At 32.4% G+C, this 20,329-nt stretch carries 10 protein-coding genes; all 10 read left to right on the top strand.

Annotation, left to right across the window (positions count from 1 at the left end; translation table 11 throughout):
• Positions 1 to 269: 269 nt before the first annotated feature.
• The 10 genes from EI427_RS21560 (at position 270) to EI427_RS21515 (ending at position 19,512) form a co-directional block, all read left to right on the top strand.
• Complete coding sequence (locus tag EI427_RS21560) at positions 270 to 989, top strand: RHS repeat-associated core domain-containing protein (protein ID WP_126618904.1); 720 nt, start codon at positions 270 to 272, stop codon at positions 987 to 989.
• A 91-nt stretch (positions 990 to 1,080) separates the two neighbouring features.
• Entirely contained in the window at positions 1,081 to 1,482 is a 402-nt protein-coding gene (locus tag EI427_RS21555) for a hypothetical protein (protein ID WP_126618902.1), read from the top strand.
• Positions 1,483 to 1,587: 105 nt separating this feature from the next.
• Positions 1,588 to 3,321, top strand: a complete 1,734-nt coding sequence (locus tag EI427_RS21550) for a hypothetical protein (RefSeq protein ID WP_126618900.1) — start codon at positions 1,588 to 1,590, stop codon at positions 3,319 to 3,321.
• 60 nt (positions 3,322 to 3,381) lie between these two features.
• Entirely contained in the window at positions 3,382 to 3,936 is a 555-nt protein-coding gene (locus tag EI427_RS21545) for a hypothetical protein (RefSeq protein ID WP_126618898.1), read from the top strand.
• A 194-nt stretch (positions 3,937 to 4,130) separates the two neighbouring features.
• Positions 4,131 to 6,539 carry a TolC family protein gene (locus EI427_RS21540; protein ID WP_126618897.1) on the top strand — a complete coding sequence of 803 codons (2,409 nt, stop codon included), beginning with the start codon at positions 4,131 to 4,133 and terminating at the stop codon, positions 6,537 to 6,539.
• Between the two features lie 71 nt (positions 6,540 to 6,610).
• On the top strand, positions 6,611 to 7,717 hold the full coding sequence (locus EI427_RS21535; protein ID WP_126618895.1) for an efflux RND transporter periplasmic adaptor subunit: 1,107 nt from the start codon (positions 6,611 to 6,613) through the stop codon (positions 7,715 to 7,717).
• A 6-nt stretch (positions 7,718 to 7,723) separates the two neighbouring features.
• A complete protein-coding gene (locus EI427_RS21530) occupies positions 7,724 to 10,816 on the top strand; it encodes an efflux RND transporter permease subunit (protein WP_126618893.1) in 3,093 nt (1,030 codons plus the stop codon).
• 734 nt (positions 10,817 to 11,550) lie between these two features.
• A complete protein-coding gene (locus EI427_RS21525) occupies positions 11,551 to 12,414 on the top strand; it encodes an HAEPLYID family protein (protein ID WP_126618891.1) in 864 nt (287 codons plus the stop codon).
• A 590-nt stretch (positions 12,415 to 13,004) separates the two neighbouring features.
• A complete protein-coding gene (locus EI427_RS21520) occupies positions 13,005 to 15,449 on the top strand; it encodes a sugar-binding domain-containing protein (protein WP_126618889.1) in 2,445 nt (814 codons plus the stop codon).
• A gap of 7 nt (positions 15,450 to 15,456) precedes the next feature.
• On the top strand, positions 15,457 to 19,512 hold the full coding sequence (locus EI427_RS21515) for a hybrid sensor histidine kinase/response regulator transcription factor (RefSeq protein ID WP_126618887.1): 4,056 nt from the start codon (positions 15,457 to 15,459) through the stop codon (positions 19,510 to 19,512).
• The last annotated feature ends 817 nt before the right edge of the window (positions 19,513 to 20,329 follow it).

Genomic DNA, 20,329 nt, shown 5'->3' with positions numbered 1-20,329 from the left:
CTTATAAGCACAATCATCAAAAGCAAACATCAAAAAATGAGATACACTCTCTTCTTGCTAATATTTTTCACATTAGAGGTGTTGCATGCACAAACCTACCCCTCACTCTCCCAACTAAAACAGCAATAAGCTATCCTCCAACAACAAGAATTGAAAGACATATAGCATGAAACAAATTAGATAGAAACCGAAATTAGATCTTTTTGTAGGAGGTAAAAGTAACTTTCAACGACTTCATCGCCCAAGAAAATCACTACTTCCCATTGGGTATGAATATGGCGGGTATTGAGAAGCAAGGAACGCCTGATCATAAGTTTCAATATAATGGAAAGGAGAAGCAGGAGGAGATTGGGTTTATTGATTATGGTGCGGGCCATTATGATGCTACTTTGGGGAGATTTTTCACCCAAGATAGATTTGCTGAGAAATATTATAATTTAAATCCATATCAATATGTTGCAAACAATCCAATTAATGGGATTGATGTAAATGGTGATAGTATTATAGTTACACAACTTGATGGAAATATTAATATTCATTTTACGGGTATGCTTATAAATAATACTCATAAGGATTATTCCTTGTTTGAAATGATGAATATAGCATTAGAAATGTCTTCAAGTATTGAACAAACTTTTGGTGGTGAAAAAGGAGATCTGTCTGTAACAGTAACTTCCGATATAGAGGTGGGGACAGAAAAAGATTTAAAAGAAGGGCAACATGCAATATATCTAACTGAATCTATGACAATACCGGGAGCAGAAGAAAGAGAAGGGATTATGGGTAGAGCAGGATTTGGACAGAATTATATATATATTAATTCAGATCTTATAGGAACAAAAGTTACGGAAGGAGCGATGAGTTGGACAGGTAAAACTACAAATAAAAAAGGGACATTATTTAGAACTTTTTCTCATGAATTTGGCCATTCAGCTGGTCTAGAAGGACATCCACTTGAAATAGATGCTCCAGGAAATTTGATGCTATAAACTAAACAAAGATTAGCGGGAACAGAAATAACCGAAGAACAAATTAATATAATTACAAATTATAATAGAAATCAAGGTAAACAAGAAGCAGATGGTCATTAGTGAAATATTAACTTTTTTTATTTTCTTTTTTGGTGATTATTCAAACAAAGAAACAACCGTTAGAATAAATGAAAATGATATATTTCATGTTGTACACTTCGATAATTTATATTCTTGTCAAGATGCTATTTTTATTGAAGTATCATTTAATACAACGACCTATCATTTAGAAAGTTATGTCGAGGTTGGATTGAAAGATTATTATTATGAAAATATTAAAACATATTCAAGTGCATTACTATCATCAGATGAATTAGAATTATCAGTCATGATTGGAAATTCAAATGAAAAAATAAAACTGATACATGACAAAGGAGAATATCTTGGTATTGAATCTAATGATTTAGATTTTTATATATTACAACAATCAGCATTTTTTGAATGTGATTAATTGACATCCCCACTGTTCGGAGTGTTAAACGTAGTGTCACTCCGAACTTACCAATTGATTAAGTCTTTGACTTAAAACAAAACGTCAAAAAGCAAACATCAAAAAATGAGATATATTCTCTTCTTGGTATTATTTTTCACATTAGAGGTGTTGCATGCACAAACCTACCCCTCACTCTCCCAACTAAAACAGCAACAAGCTCTCTTCCAACAACAACAATTGGAAGACAGCCTGTTGCAAATGGGAGAGGTACCACAGTTGGTGCCTTTTGTAGGCGGTAGAGTAGGAACAATGCCCTTTAATCCAAAAGTGCAAGAAGGAGATATTGCTTTAAATGAAAATTGGAGTATTGCCCCTTACCTTACAACAGGACTCAGCTATCGTTACAAACGATGGGAACTAGAAGCCTTGTTTGGGTTAAACATCTCTTTCAATACAGATTCATTGAACTTGGATATCGCTGAGCGTTGGTTAGCGGAAAGTAAACTAAAATACCGACTGGGAGAACAACGCAAAGGAATGTTGACTTTAGGTCATGGATGGCAGGCACATACTAATTATATAAGTATGGGAGGAGGTTACGCATGGAAAAATAAGAAAGATAAAATCATCACCTTACATACTGATATCAACTATCATTACCAATACAATGATTGGGGGATATTGGCAGGAGTTACATTGGGATTTGGTAAAAAAGGTATAGATCAAGTCATAAAAAGTAATGTCAATGGGTTTGATCCCAACAAAGAAATCCAAAGTCCAAACTTAAAACTTCTAGATAAATTTATGGACATGCAAAATATGTCTTTGGGCGAAGGCATCGGCATGTTGTCAAAAGCCTTAAACATTGGCAATACGGTCACCATATCGCAACAAGATCCTTTAAAAGTAACGTATTCTCCTTCCATACAATTACCATTAAGCGAAGCATGGAGTGTAGGTATCGGTCCAAATATTTCCATGCTTTACGACTCTCTAAATACCAATTGGTCTTTTGGTGGAAGAGCTTTTACAAGAGTGCAACCTAAAAAGTGGTTGCCTTATTTACAAATAGAATACTCTGGTTTGTACGAAGCAGATTCGGTAAACATCACAAAAGAGGGCGTAGAAAAAACAACTGCTTCCCGTTGGAAAAGTGATGTACTCATAGGTGCTGGGTACTCTTTAAAAGTAGGTCGTCTATTTTCTATAGAAGCCTCTGCCATGCGTAAAACAGGATGGATAGATAAAGTAGACAACAACCCTTGGGTTTTTCAATTATCCACCAAAAAAGACATTCCCTTTGCCAATCCAGAGTTAGATCAGTTAGAAATACCAAATGCACAAGTAGACTTAGGCAAATTTCTAAAAGTAGGCGGAGGCATCAATTTAACTGTAGGAGAAAACCCCGGAATAGAAGTCGCCCCACAATTGTACAAAACCTTAGGTGCAAAAAAGAAAACAGACATAGGCATCTCTCCCTTATTACGCTACTCAAGAGCAGAAGGAGACAAAGACCTTTGGATATACGGCGGAAGAGTATTTTCAAAATATACACCCTTTAAAGGCTATCCACATTTAGATGCAGAAATAGAAGGCATGAACGCTTCAGACCCCACAAAGCCAGAATACAAAAGACATTGGTACCCCTCTTTAAGGGCAGGAACAGGTTATACCTACCAATTTGGCGATTTCTTTGGCATCAGCTTTCAATTACTATACTCTTTTGTATATGAAGAGGATAGTAACCCTATTCAGAATGAACCTTGGGTGTTTAGGGTTGGGTTTAATGGGTTGGGGGGAATTAAGCTCTTCCTAAGCATAACTTTGATCCGATTAGCCAACTTTTTGACCTTTTAAGGTAAATTTCAATAAAAAGTTTATCGTTAAACAATTTATTAGAAACTTAAATTTACAATTATGCCGATAGCTGTATTAACTCAAGCGGTCATTTCCGCTATATCTATTCCTACTGAAGCAGATAATATAAATATATATTTAAAAGATGGTGAACTAGTTTCAATATCTAGAAAGGAATTGAAAGAAAAAAAATCAACAAATGAACTTATTGTCTATAAAAGAGATAAAGAGCTCGTTGAAATTAAAGCAAGTGATATTGACTACATCAGGTATGAGTCTTTAGATACTTACGATAAAACGGTAGATTTTGTGAAAGAATATAATATAATGGTCAACGATTTAGATGAACATGTACTTAACTATTATAACACAAAACGCTATAAAAAATCTAGAACATCTCAGACATTAGCCGTTGCAGGTTGGACATTAGCTATTGTGGCTAATCCATTGTTTTGGGCAGTTGCACCAATCCCAACTACACAAGCAATAATGACTATGCGATCTGCCAATAAAAAATATGTGGTAGGAGGCAAAGAATGGAAAGAAGTAAAGAAGGCACAGAAAGCAAAAATAAAAGAACTAAAACAAAAGGCAAAAGAAGAACAGTCATCATAAAATAGCGTCTAAACTAAAAGGTACAATGTTATAGAACGTTGTACTTTTTTTACATCAATAAGTAACGATGTAACGTATTTTATAAATATCTAATATTATTTGACATACTTATTTAAACTTGTTTGTTTTTTTTGTGCTTATTAATGTTCAGTTTTGTACCTTATAAAGAGCTTACTCAAACATAAATTATTAGTATGTATTCTTTTTTTAAGAACTTAACTCAGTTTCATTTTTTATCTACATTATTATTTATTCTATTATTTCAAGTTAATTGTAATGCACAAGACTCTTTGAAAACAATAGATATAGGAATAATCTATGATGCAGAAATCTACCAACAATCTAAATTTATAGATATTTTAAAAAAAGAAGTCCCTGCTGTAATGGGCGCTTCTTATAAGGTAAATTTTCCTGATGAATACCAATTAGTATCTCATTGGGATACCGAAAAAGCAGTAGAGAATTATCAAAAACTCGAGAAAAACGATGAAATTGATCTTGTTATCTGTTTAGGTGCCTTAGGTTCTACCATTGCTATTGAAAATAAGGTATTTAAGAAACCTACTTTTTTATGGGGAATAATTGATCCAGATCAACAAAATGTTCCAATTAAAGCCAATGGTACTACAGGAATTAATAACCTTAATTATGTACAAACGGCATCATCTTTAAAAACAGATTTAATTGCTTTTCATGAAGCAACTAAATTTAAAAAAATAGCAGTTTTAATAGATGATTATATTTATAAATTGTATTCTCCAGATAAACCTTTAGAAGCTGTAATGGAAAAGTTAGATGCTGACTTTTCTACTTTTGGTGTAAACAATGATATTGACGAGTTACTATCTTCTATAGATACTACTTATGATGCAGTATATTCTTCGTATTTATTTAAATTAAATGCTGAAAAAAAGACATTACTTTTTCATAAACTAGCAGAAAGAGGAATTGCTGTATTTACAGCAGAGGGCGAAGATGGTGTAAAAAAAGGTGCTTTGATTGGTTTAAAAACGGAAGATAAATTTAACATTATTGCCAGACGTTTTGCACTAAATATTGAAGGGATTTTTGAAGAAGATAAAAATGCAAGCGAATTACCCGTTGTTGTAAATTATGAAGAGAAGATTGTTTTAAATGCTAAAACAGCTAACAAACTTAAGTTTTTACCAAAATGGGATGTAATTTTTAATGCAGAATGGGTAGATGCAAAACCTTCTGAAGACGAGCAATTAAGCCTTGAAAACGTAATTGATGAAGCAGTAGCAAATAACATGAATTACAAAGCTTCGGAATACAGTACATTAAGTGGTAATGAATTAAAGAAAATAGCAGGTTCTGCTTTAATGCCAACAATTAATGCCTCTGTAAACGGTACTTGGATTGACCAACCAACTGCAGAACGCTCTTTTGGCTCTCGTAGTGAAAGACAATTAACAGGAGCATTAGAATTGCAACAAGTTATTTATTCGGAAAAAGTATTTACAAATGCTAGAGTACAAAAATACCTTCAAGAAGCAAGAGAGTCGGGTAATGAGCAAGTAATGTTAGATGTAGTATATCAAGCATCAGTGGCTTACTACAATTTACTTTATACAAAAACACAAGTAAAAATTGCAAGAAGATATTTAGAGTCGACAAAAAGAAACTTAGAGATCTCACAGTTAAGAGAAAATGTAGGATATTCTGGTAACTCCGATGTGTACCGTTGGAAATCTAATTTAGCTCAAGCAGAACAAAGAGTTATTGATGCAAACTTGTCTGAAAGGCAACAAATGTTGGTACTGAACAATGTTTTGAACAGAACTATGAGTGAAGAAGTGTTTGTTAAAGATGTGGAATTAACCGATGGTATTTATGCTGGCCTTGCCTCTAACGGAATGGCTAACTTAGTAAACGATCCCATCTCATTATTAATAATTTCTGATTATATAGTAGAAAGAGCATTAACACAACGACCAATAGTAATGCAATATGCATCACAGATGTTGGCAGTTCAGCGTCAGCAATCGTCTGATAGTAGAAATAGATTTATACCAGAAGTTGCATTGCAAGGTGGTTATAATAGATATCTAGCAAGAGGGGGTGCTGGAACGGGAAGTATTATGATACCAGGACAATCTACCACATTAGACCCGTTAGATCAGAATTGGAATATTGCAGTTGTAGCTAAAATACCACTGTTCTCTGGTTTTACGAAAAGCCGCCAATACCAAAAAACAAAATTTGATAAATTACAACTTGAAGCACAACAGCAACAAACAATGTTAGATGTGGAACAAGAAGTAAGAATAGCAGTTTTAGATTTAGCGAGTACAAGTACAAATATTACTAACTCTCGTGAAGCGATGGAAGCAGCCCAAAAAAACCACGATATTGTACGAGATAACTACTCAAAAGGCCGTGTATCAATTATTGAATTAATTGATGCTCAAAACAACGCCTTTGAATCTGAACAAAATGCTTCTAATGCAGTGTATAAATTCTTACAATCATCTATGAAAATGCAAAGAGCTGTAGGTGAATTCAGTTTATTGAAAACCGATGAAGAAAGAGATATCACAGAGAAAGAAGTCCAAGAAATTTTTGATAACCAGCGTAAGTAGTCCTTCATAAAATCATAATACACTAAGATGTATTGTTTACTACTTAAAAACTAAGTGAGAAAATAAAAGACATGAATATCATTATAAAAACAATCCTTTCCTTATCGCTAGGAATATTACTTTTTGGTTGTGCTAAAGAAGTAGAGCAGAAAGAAGAAATTATTAGACCAATCCGTTATTCACAAGTATTCTATTCGGGTGGAGAGGCATTCCAAACATTTGCGGGAGTTTCTAAAGCAGGAACAGAGTCTCAGTTAAGTTTTAGAGTTAGTGGTGTGCTAACAAGCATCCGAGTAGTAGAAGGAGATATTGTAAAGAAAGGGCAACTAATTGCAACAATAGATGATTCTGATGCAAAAATTGCTTTCCAACAAGTAGTTGCTCAAACGCATAGTGCAAAGGTGCAACTAGAAACTATGAAAGCAAGTTTAGACAGAACAAAGAAGTTATACGAAGCCAATAACGTTTCTTTAGCTGAATATGAACAAGCTAAAAATGCTTTTTCTGGTGCAAAGGCCTCATATGAGAATAGCTTGCAAACAGAAGACCTTAAACGTAGAGAATTGAGTTATTTTAAGTTGTATGTGCCAATGAATGGCGTGATTGCAGAAAAGATAGCTTCTAGAAATGAAAATATTATGGCAGGTAATCCAGTAGTGAAATTTGCTTCTGGAAATGATTTAGAAATTAAAGTAGGTATACCAGAAAAGTACATTTCTAAAATAGTGATAGGAGACAAAGTAGATGTATCATTTACTTCTGTAAAAGGGAAAAAGTTTAAAGGTAAAGTCACTAAACTATCGTATGTATCAGATGTTTCTTCTACGTACCCTGTAACTGTTTTATTAGATACAAAATCAAAAAATGTACGTCCGGGTATGTCTGCCAATGTTACCTTTCAGGTACAAAGAAAATCTTCTGAGCCGTACATGATTGTACCTGTAGATGCTGTGGGAGAAGACATCAATGGAAAAAAATACGTGTATACTGTTAGCAAAATTGATGACGAGGTAGGTACAGTTCATTACAAATCAATTAAAATTGGCGAACTAAAATCGAAAGGTTTTGTAGTAGAAGAAGGCTTAAATGAAGGAGACATTGTTGTTACAAGTGGTGTAACAAAAATATCTGATGGTTTAAAAGTTAAGTTTTTAAAGAAGTACCAACAGAAAATTTAGTAGCAAATGAACATTACAGAATTTTCGATAAAAAATAACGTCCTCACACTAACATTAGTGGTGCTGTTGGGACTAATTGGTTTTCAGACTTACGAAGGCATGCCCAGAGATAGTATGCCTCCATTTACTGTACGTTATGTTTCTATAATAACAACATATCCGGGGGGATCTCCAGAACGTGTAGAAATGTTAGTAACAGATAAGATAGAGAAGCAACTACAACAAGTTTCCGAACTAAAATATATAAAATCTGAATCTAGAAATAATGTATCCATCATCACGATAGAAATAAAAGAGATGTATACGGAAATGCAGCCTATTTACGATAAAATTAGGCGTAGGGTAGATGAGGTAAAACCTGATTTACCAGATGGCTGTAAAGTACAAATTAAAGATGAAGATATTGTTGATGTTTTTGGCGTAATTTATTCTATTACAGGTGATGGCTATTCTTACAAAGAACTCTATGACATTGCTAAAGATGTAAAAGATGGTTTGATTAAGCTACCAAATGCAGCGCGTGTAGAAATTGTAGGCGAGCAAATGGAAAATGTTTTTATTGAGTTTGATAATGCAGCAATTTCTAAATATGGTTTAACTACCAATATGATAAAAAATGCCATTGCCAATACCAATATTATTTTTCCGGGTGGCGATGTTAAATTTGGTACAGAACGAATTATTTTAGAGCCAACAGGTAGCTTTGAAACGGTAAGTAATATAAGTAAAGTTGTTATACAATTAAAAGATGAAAAGTCTGTTCATTTAGGAGACATTGCTAGAATACGAAGAGGTTATAAAACACCTACAGAAAGTATTGTAACCGTTTCTGGGCAACCAGCAATCTCATTGGGCGTAAAGCTGAAAGATGATGGTAATATTGTTGAGTTAGGCAAAGAAATAGACGAAAAAATAAAGTATTACCAAGAACAATATCCTTGGGGAATTGAATTTATTCGTAGTGCTTCAGCAGATTTATATGTAGAATCTTCTGTAAATAGTTTTGTAAGTAACCTATTACAATCAGTGGCTACGGTACTTGTTGTAATGTTTATCTTTTTAGGTTTTAGAACAGGTTTAGTAGTATCGGCTTTAATCCCGTCTACCATTGTTATTACTTTTGTAATAATGGGGCTAATGGATGTCGGTTTAAATCAAATTTCTTTAGCTGCATTAATTATGGCATTAGGTATGTTGGTAGACAACGCCATTGTTATGTCAGAATCCATTATGGTAAAAATGGAAAGAGGGGCAAAAGTATATACCGCTGCCATAGAATCTGCACAAGAGTTAATGGTTCCGTTGCTTATTTCTACCTTAACAACATCTGCGGCATTTTTAGCATTTTACCTAGCTAAATCTACTATGGGAGAGATTGTAGGGCCAATATTTGTTGTAATAACTATAGCATTAGTGAGCTCTTGGGTAATGTCTATTACATTAATTCCTTTATTGGCAATTTACCTCATAAAGATCAAACCAAAAGATACATCTGAAGATGCTAAAGTATCTAACTTTGATAAACTAGTAGGTTATTATAGACCGTTCTTAGTTTGGAACTTAAAGCGCCCATTCTTATTTATTGGCGTTATTCTGTTGTGTTTCTTGTCTATGACAAAGATTGCACCTTACGTTCCTTTTATCTTTATGCCAGATTCTGATAGAGCATTGGTAACTGTAAATTTAGAATTACCAATGACGTCTGATATAACAGTAACAGAAGAAGTTGTAGAAGAAGTAGACAAGTACCTTAAAAGGTTTTTGTTAGAAAAAGAAGAAGTAGGTACAAAAGAAGGTGTAATTGATTTTACCTCTTACGTAGGTGAAGGAGCTCCAAAATATGACCTTGGATATCAGGCACCAGAAAAATCATCTTATACCGCACATATTCTGATTAATACTACTTCTAACGAGTTTAATCAGACAGTAATAGATAGCTTAGATTGGTTCTGTTTTAATCATTTCCCAGATCTTCAACCTAGAATAAAACGTTTAGGTAGTGCTGGTGGTGCAGAAAACCCCATCGAAATAAGAATTTCTGGTAGAGACCCACTAGTTCTATATAGCCTTGTAGATTCTGTAAAAGAAAAACTGGCTGGTATTCCGGGAACAAAGAATATTAAAGATGATTGGGGAATAAAAACAAAGAAATTTGTAATTAAGATCGATCAAGATAGAGCAGAAAATGCAGGGGTTACCAACCAAGATATTGCATTATCTATGCTAACAAGTATTTCTGGTGTAGAACTAGATCAATATAGAGAAGACGATGAGTCTATTCCTATCATGATGAAAGATGCTCATGAAGGAGATTACTCAATGCGTCAGTTAGAATCTATCAATATTTATTCTCAAGGAACGGGTAATAATGTACCGTTAAAACAAGTAGCTGATATTTTAGTAGATTGGCAGTTTACTAAAGTGAAAAGATACGATCTCTTTAAAACCATTACTGTTTCTGCTGGTGTAGATAAAACTACTACATCCAACGAAATTATGTCAGAATTACAACCCTGGTTAAAAGAGAATCAAAAGGATTGGAGCACAGGTTATTTTTATGATTATGGAGGAGACATAGAGAAAACTAAATCAGGCATTGGTTCTGTTGTAGAATACCTTCCGTTATCATTCTGTATAATTGTTTTACTACTTGTAGGGCAGTTCAATTCATTTAAAAAATCGCTGATAATATTACTAACCATTCCAATGGGTGCAATTGGTGTATATTACGGTCTGTTCTTAGCAGATTCTTACATGGGTTTCTTTGGTTTCTTAGGTTTGGTATCTTTAGCAGGTATTGTTATTAATAACGGTATAGTACTAATAGATAGAATAGAAATAGAGCTTACAGAAAACAATAGAGAACCTGCAGATGCAATTGTAAGTGCTGCCACAGAACGTTTTAGACCAATTCTATTAACTACAGCAACTACGGTTTGTGGTTTACTACCATTGTGGTTTGGAGGGGGTATAATGTTCGAACCTTTAGCTGTAAGTTTATTGTTTGGGTTATTATTTGCCACAGTGCTAACATTGGTTCTAGTACCTGTATTTTACAGTTTATTCTACGGTGTGAAATTTAAAGATTACAAAGGGTAAGACTAGAGTATCTATTTTAAATATGGATCGGTTATTATGTTTTTTATTGCGATAAAGAACATGGTAACCGATTTTTTTTATCCTTGAAATTATCTAGTTGTATCTGATTAAAATTGAAAAATTGTTTCTTGTATTATTTTTATTTTTTGGTGATGAAATTCATTTTTTTTATACCAAAATACTTTAAGGAACGTAGGCTTTAAAATATAAATTTCGTCAACTTTTTAAGAGAAATTATAACAGAAGTTAATTGATATAACTGTTAAAAAAAAATCCTCGTTATTAGAGTTATGATTTGAAAATTATTTGAAAAACATTCTATTTACAATGAAAAATTTATTACAAAACGCAATTTATAACCTAGAAAATCAGGTTTTGCAAATGAAAAATAAAATTGAACTTTTACAGAGTAATGGTTCGACATTCAACGATGTAGAACATCTTAAAACAAAAATAAGACGTTGTAAATTAGAACTCAACGAGTTGAGATTCCAAGAGAATAGAAACAGATTAGTATAATCTTTATAAATATAAAAATACCAAGTTTGGGTTATTAGATAACTTCAACTTGGGTACAAGAAAAAGAAAAGGTACACTTAGTTGTACCTTTTTTTTGTTTAACAATAAATACATTAAAAAAAGGCACTAACTTGCAGCCGTAAAGTACTTTTAACTATCATTTTAGTATTTACAAACTACTACTAACAACTTTTTATTAAATCATTATTCATCTAATGCGATTTTTATTCATCTTATCTAGCTTATGTTTAGTAAGCTTTACTGTATTTTCTCAGAATGAAAAAAGAGAAATAAACCATTTAAAAGACAGTATTTATATTGAGGAATACGAGGAAAATAAACTTCCCGTAAAAGTGCTTCATGCAGAACCATTATACATTGATTTAATTAGAGACCTTGGTGCCAGAAAAGGAGAAAAGGAATGGAACGTAGGTATGGAAATCGTAGATAATTTAAAATACGATAAGTACGAAACTTTAGTAGAATACGAATGGGCTCCAATTAACAGATTAGGTTTTGAGGTAGAATTACCGTTTGTATTTTATGCTCCTCAGGAAGGTGTAGAAAGAGATTCAATTCCATCTGATAAATTAGAAAGTTTAAAATTAGCCACACAATGGACATTTTTTGTGCACGAGAAAATGGCAATGAGTATGGCAATAGGCTATATAAATGAGATTGTATTTTCTGATTTTAGACATTGGGGAGACCCTCTAGTAAAAGGCAATGTATACAATCCGTTTTTTGTTATTGCCAAGAGATGGGGCTCTAATTTTCACTCTTTACTTTATACAGGACCAAAAATAGAACAAACGTATGCCTCAAAATCATGGAGTACATCAATGGAAATAAACCCAAGTGTGCACTACATGATTCCGGGTACAAGCAATTTTATAGGTGTCGAGTTTAACCAGTCTATTGAACAAGGAGATTTCGACATGACAATCAGACCTCAAATGAGAGTTGGTATTATGGAGAACTTGCTAGTAGGTATTGTGGCAGGTATTCCTGTTGCTAGAGAAAACGAAAGACTAAGTGCTTTCTGTAGATTAATTTGGGAACCACAACCCAAACATTAATCAGCATAGAATTTTAGCTTTTGTGTAACAAATAATTGGAATCTATGTTCGTTAGGGTGTCTACTATTGGCTAAAAGCATAGATCAAGAAAACAGCCTTTCCTTCTTATACCTAAAAAGAATTGCATAGAGAGTTTGCTAACAAAAGAAGAATAAATTTGGAGAAGATTTAATTCAAGATAGTGAACAATGTTAAGTTTGAATCAAAAAATATTTTAAAGAGTGTATTCTATTTTAAATTACCCCAACTGTCTGATTTAGAGAATAAATTATCACTAATTCTACTATTAGATTAACAAAGTGATTTTATAATTAACACTAGGACGTAAACGGATTTTGAAATTAAATTTCATCGTTCATAATCACTCTATTTTACATTTTAAATATTAAACTATTGATATATAGATGTTTAATGAATTATCTGATTAGCACAAAACTGTATAAATTGACACAAAATAGCCTGTTCATTTTGTGTTACCTTTCAAAACGATGTTATCACAACTATTTAAGTGCACGAAGTACATTTGTTCTATCAGTTTTTATGAAGGAAAGAAAATTAATTAATTCCTTAGATTTTTTAAACATATATCAATGAAGATTCTTATACATTTATTAGTACTCTTGTCATTTTCCTTAAATTCTTTAGGGCAAAATAATACTGTAAGAGAGAGGGTTTCACTCGATTTAAATTGGAAGTTTCTTCAACAAGAAAGTAAAGGAGCAGAACAACCAAATTTTAATGATCATGAATGGAGAACATTAAATGTACCTCATGATTGGAGTATTGAAGGAGAATACAAACAAGACAATTCATCTGGTACAATGGGTGCTTTTTTACCTGGCGGAATAGGATGGTACAGAAAGCAAATTGAAATCAAAAATTTCAAAAAATCTGAGAAATACTTTATTGAATTCGATGGTGTATATTTAAATAGTGATGTGTGGGTTAATGGCCATCATTTAGGTTTTCATCCCAACGGATATATGTCGTTTTCTTACGATCTTTCTCCTTATCTAAAAGAGGGCAATAATACATTGGCTGTTCGTGTAGACCATTCAAAAATACCTAGTGGAAGATGGTATACGGGTTCTGGTATTTATAGACATGTGTGGTTAACAAAAACGGAAGATATTTATGTTCCAAAATCGGGGACATATATTATTACAGATAATTTTTTAGACAATCAAGCAACAGTTAAAGTACAAACTACACTGGTAAACGAGTCTGGGAAAAGCAAAAAAGTAATTGTAAAAAATAGTATAAGAGACCATAAAGGCACTATTGTAAAAGAGGTTTCAGAGAAGGTTCTTTTAAAGAAAAATACAACAGTTCTTCTACAAGATTGTGACATTAAAAACCCTCAATTATGGTCTTCAGCTACACCTGTAATGTACACAATGATTACAGAGGTGATTGTAAATAAAAAGGTAAAAGACCATTACGAAACACCATTTGGTATCAGAAATATTGAATGGAGAAGTAAAGAAGGCTTATTTGTAAATGGTGAAGCTGTTATTATAAAAGGTTTAAGTAACCACCAAGATGCAGGAGGAGCTGTAGGTGTTGCCGTTCCAGATGATGTGCTATACAGAAGACTAAAAATGTTGAAAGAAATGGGTTGTAATGCATTAAGAACTGCACACCACCCGTTTGCACCAGAATTTTATACCATGTGCGATACCATGGGCTTTATGGTTATGGATGAGGCATTTGATGGATGGTGGACTGCAAAAGCACCTTATGATTATGGTAATTACTTTGATGAATATTGGGAAAAAGATCTTGAAGGTCTTCTTAAAAGAGACCGTAACCACCCTTCTGTAATCATTTGGAGTATTGGCAACGAGGTCAGAAAATTTACAGCAGAACAACAAAAAATTGTAGTAGATAAAGTAAAATCAATTGATCCTACTCGTCCTGTAACACAAGGTGGAGGCTACATTGCACCGCATATAGACATCTCTGGTTTTAACGGACATGGAGAGTTGAAAAATGAGTTAGAAAAGTACCATAGTGAATATCCTGAAAAGTTAATTATTGGAACAGAAATAACACATACACTACAAACTAGAGGAATTTACAGAACAAAGACATGGTATAGAACAAAAGATAATCCAGCACCTTGGGAGAAACCTGCTGACTTTGCACGTATAGAAAAAAAAGTAACTAAAATTCCAGATTTATCAGAAGAAGAAGTATTTACAGGAATTTCTAAAAAATACCAATCGTCTTACGATAACTCTATTGTACGTATTGGCGTGAGGGACGAATGGAAAAGAGTGGAAGCTTTAGATTATTATGTAGGAAACTTTAGATGGACAGGCTTTGACTATCTCGGAGAATCTTTTGGTTGGCCAGGGAGAACCGCCAATTTTGGAATAATAGATCTTGCAGGTTTTCCGAAAGACCATTTTTACCTTTATCAGAGTTTATGGAGCAATAAACCAATGGTACATTTATTACCACATTGGTCGCATAAAGGTAAAGAAGGTGTAGAAATTCCGGTAGTAATCTATACAAATTGTCAATCAGCAGAATTGTTTTTAAATAATACGTCTTTAGGTGAAAAAACAATGACGACGGACGGGCAACTAGTTTGGAATGTACCTTATGAGAAAGGTACAATAAAAGCAGTAGCAAAAAATGATGGAATTGTAGTAGCAGAGAAATTTTTTACTACCGTAGATAAAGGAACACAATTAACATTATCAAGCGATAAAACGTTGATATATGCAAATAATAAAGACATTATCCATTGCGAAATTTCTATTACAGATAAATACAAAAATTTAGACCCAAATGCACAAAGTAGTGTTGAGTATGAAGTGTTAGGGCCTGCAAAGATAATAGGCTCAGAAAATGGGAATATTTTGGATATTTCTTCAAATAGTACTAATTTTAGAAACGTATTCAATGGAAAGTGCCTTCTGATAATTCAAGCAACAGATAAAACAGGAGAAATTACAATCAAGGTAAAATCTACGGACCTTCAGCCAGCTATTTTAACCGTTAGAGCCATTGACTACATTAAATAACATACGAATGAAACGATTAACTTACTTTTTAATACTTATTTTTTTTAGCTTAAATATTTTTGCAACTCCTAGAAATTTAGAGCTTCAACATATTGACTTACCAGAATCTATCTCCAGCAAGCAGGTAACATGCTTTTTAGAGGATGATCTTGGTTTTATGTGGATTGGTTTAAGTAGTGGTTTGGTAAGGTATGATGGTTACCGTTCCGAAAAAATGATGCAGTATAATATTAGGCATCTAATTATGGATCAGGATAAAAATGTTTGGGTTGCTACTTTTTCAGAAATTTATAAATATGATGTAGAAGAGTGTTCCTTTAAAAGGATAGATCTAGCTTTAGGTAGTAAATTTACGCCTTTTTCTATGACTTTATCTAGTAAAGGCGAAGTGGTTGTGAGTACCAATAAAGGTTTTCATATTATTAATACAGCTACTGAAAAAGTTGTTTCTTACCAACATCATAAAGGTATTGATAAAGGCCTTAGTGATAATATTGTGAGAGTTATTTATGAAGATAAACAAGGTGATTTTTGGATAGGTACGCACGATCAACTAAATAAATTAGATAGAAAAACAGAGACTTTTACAAGATATAGATTGCAAGATAAATCTGAAGTTTATAAAAAGAACAATCTAATTTTGGACATCATATCACTTTCTGATAAAGATGATGATCAATTATTAATAGGTACAGAAACAGGTATTGCCTTATTTAATACTAAAACGGGTGCGTTTAAAAAGTACCATCAAAAGAACGATGAAAAAACATTAAGTAATGATGTAATTAAATCATTATGTAAAATAAACAGTAATGAGGTTTGGGTGGGTACAGGTTATGGCTTGAACATCTTTTCACTTAAAACATTCACCTTTCAGCGTTATTTTGCAGACTTCAACAATCATTATTCAATCAGTAGTAATATCGTTAATGATATTTATAAAGACCGAAGCGGAACAATCTGGATTGGAACAAATAATGGGGTTGATAATATTACTTTTTTAGACAATGCGTTTAAAACAAATATCTTCCCTCATTCAGAAAAATTCTTACAAAGAGGGATTTCAGTGCGCAACTTTGCAGAAGATAAAAAAGGTAACATTTGGTTGGCAACTAGTAACCATGGTTTAATTAAATACGACAAAGAAAAAGATGAATATGAGTACTTTAAAGTACCTAGAATTCTACATAGTTCTGTAAAGCAAGTATTGGTAGACAAAGAAAATAAAGTTTGGATAGTTACGGTTGGAGGTTTGAATGTCTACGATCAGAAAACGAAGAAAATGTATGCCTACGTAGCCGATATTTCGAATGATTTGGCATTACAAACAAACTATTTATTCTGTATTTCAGAAAGCCCAAAAGGACAAATTTGGTTAGGCTCTATGTATGGTATTTATAAAGTAAACCAGAAAGAAAATAACAAAATAGAATTTGTAAACTTTAAAAGAGACGATGATAACGAGAATTCAATTTCTGGGAATTACATTTCTAATATAATTTTTCAAGACAATGAAAACCCTTGGATTGCAACTGGAGATGGAGTCAATTATTTTAATTTAAGTCAGGGTAAATTCTATAAGTACCTTATAAATAACGAAGTAAGGGTAGTAAATTTAAATCAGTTACTTGTAGACAAGGAAGGAATAGTATGGGGATCTTCTAGAAAAAAAATCTATAAATTTGATAAAAATAATAAAGAATTTGTAGAAAAATTCTCAACAGATAATATTATCCGATCTTTTCAAATTGAAGGAAATGAATTATGGTATGCTACAAATGTAAATATCAATGTATATAATTTTTCTACAGCCAATAACCTAGTTTTATCTTCTACAAGAACAGGAATTAAGAATTTTAATAGAGTAGCAACTGCAAAATTAGATGGCCGTATTTATTTTGGAGGATTAAGTGGGTATGTCTCTTTCTTACCAAATGAGGTCAATAAGAAAAGTATTGAACCAATTGTACGTATAACGGGGTTGAAAGTTTCTAATAAAGAAATAAAAGCACATTATGAATTAAACGATAGAGTGCTTTACACTACAAATTTAAATAAAGTAAAAGAGGTAACATTAAACCACGAAGAGAACACTTTTACAATTTATTTCTCTGCTATGGATTTTAGAGAAAATAATACACATAGCTATCAATTTAAATTAGAAGGGTTACAAGATGAGTGGGAAACAATGTCGGGTTTAACAGATTTTGTTTCTTACAATAAAATAAAGCCGGGTAAATATACTTTTAAGGTTAGAGCATCTAATAATTTTGGAGAGTTTGGAGAAAAGTATACAACTTTAGATTTTGTAATAAATCCTCCATTATGGGCAACATGGTGGGCTAAAACTATTTACTTCACTATGCTTTGTTTATTGTTCTTTATAGCGAGAAAAATTTCCGTAAAGAATGTAAAAGTGCAGAATAAAATGCACTTAGAGCAAGTAGAACGTGAAAAAAGTGAAGAGGTTAACCAAATGAAAATAAAGTTCTTTACAAACATTTCTCATGAATTAAGAACACCGTTAACTTTAATAAGTAGTCCTTTAGATGAATTAGAAACGATAGAAGTAGATACTCAGAAGTTGAAACTAATTCAGATAATACAAAGAAATACAGCAAGGTTAAGTAGGATGGTAAATCAAGTTCTTGATCTACGTAAGATAGACCAAGGAGCAGAAAAACTATCTATAGAGGAATATGATATTGTGCGTTTAAGTAGAAACATTACGCATGATTTTATGGAAACGGCATTACAAAGAAATATTGATCTTAATTTCAATACAAATCAACCAGAAGGAATAATGTGGTTTGATTTAGAAAAATTGGAAAAGGTAGTCTATAATTTAATATCAAATTCTTTAAAATACACACCTGATAATGGTACAATTGGTGTTAGAATGGATGTCGCTAAAGCAAATCATCCATATAGAAAAATTCCATTAACTGATTACCAACAAATAATTATTTCTGATTCTGGTATTGGCATTCCAAAAGATCTTCAATCTCAAATATTTGAGCGCTTTACAAATATTCAGATGGATAATTTTATGGGGCAGCAAGGTACAGGTATTGGTTTGTCGCTTGTGCATGATTACGTAAAAATGCATGGAGGATGGGTTGAATTGAAAAGTGAAGAAGGAAATGGTTCTGAATTTACTGTGTACCTACCTTTAAGTAAGACATTTATAGAAGATTACGAGGAGAAACATATTGAGAAAGAAATAGTAGAAGAAGAATACCACCACGAAGAAGAAATAGTAGAAGAAGAAATAGAAATGTCTTTAGATAAAGGAGGCAAAGAAAAAATTCTTGTTGTAGAGGATGATCGAGACATGCAAAGCTTCTTAGTTCATTGTTTAGAAGAGACGTACCAAATTATAACTGCAAATAACGGTAGAGAAGGATGGGAAAAAGCCAAGAAGGAAATGCCTGATCTTATTCTTTCTGATGTGATGATGCCTGAAATGGATGGAATTGAGTTCTGTACAAAAGCAAAATCAGATTTACTTACAAATCATATTCCTTTTGTATTACTTACTGCAAAAGGAGGCATAGATAATAAAAAGGATGGTATAGAACACGGTGCAGACGATTATATTGCTAAGCCATTTAATGTAGACTATTTACGAGTAAGAGTGAACAATATCCTTACACAAAGAGAAAAATTGAGAGAATCTTTCCGAAGAGAAATGAAAACACAGCCCAATGAAGTGGTCGTTCCTTCTTTTGAAGAGAAATTCTTGGACGAAGTGATGCAAGAGATAGAGAAAAACATGGACAACTCTGAGTTTAATGTTAAAACGCTAGGAGAGAAAATAGGTATGGGGCAAACTAACCTCTACCGAAAAATAAAGTCTATGACAGGCATGACAGCAAATGAGTTTATCCGTAATGTACGTTTAAAAAGAGCTGGCCAGTTACTAAAACAAGGGCAGTACAATGTGTCTGATGTGATGTACATGGTAGGCTTTACACACAGGTCTTATTTCTCTAAAAGTTTTAAAGAAGTGTATGGTGTAACACCTAAAGAATACACAAAACAAGAGAATACCATAGAGTAAAAGAAAAATAGAAATAGATAAAATAGCTCATATTCAAGGATATGGGCTATTTTTTTGACACAATTTTGATAAAATTAACAGAGAATAGCATTTTACTCAATTTATGTTAGTAACACGTCTATTTGATTCCATAAACGTATTAGAAGCACTTTATATTTGTACTGTAGCCGATAATGATAAGTCATATTTAATAATTGTTTTTTAAAATAAGAAGTAATAAAAAATGGCAGAAATGAAAACAAATAGTATTAAAGAAAGAGTAATGTGGGGAAGCCTTGTAGTAGGCGTATTCTCATTTATTATTCTTGTATTCGACATTTTTACATAGTGTAGTTACGCTATGCCAGGTACAGTAATGTGAATGATTAGAATTGATGTTATTACTCAACTTCTATTAGAATAGAAACTCTCTTAAAAAAAGCAAATTACAAAAAGAGACTCAATTATGATTATCACATTACAAAAGCCTGAATTTGCACTTTGTAAATACTAAGTGATTACAAAAAGAATAGCACACACAATAATTAAAGCTTCTATTGAATTATTACAGAAATAACAACTACGCTCTAAAATTCTACTTAAGTAACTAATAATAAGATCATTGCGTAATTAATTAATAAAATGAAAAAGAACACAGAAATGACAATTGCTAATATAAAATGTACTAAATACATTTATGTTCTAAATTGTACAAATAGTGTCTTGTTTTTAGTTAGAGCTTGTTAAATTTGTAGCATGATATTTTAAAATAAACGAAATAAAAGAACGTTACTATATTAAGATATCATTCTGATGGAAAGGTATAATGGTTGTAGAA

It is taken from the genome of Flammeovirga pectinis, assembly GCF_003970675.1.
In the GTDB taxonomy this organism is placed as follows: domain Bacteria; phylum Bacteroidota; class Bacteroidia; order Cytophagales; family Flammeovirgaceae; genus Flammeovirga; species Flammeovirga pectinis.
Note: the sequence above shows the minus strand (reverse complement) of the source record. Positions and strands in the feature narration are given on the sequence as shown.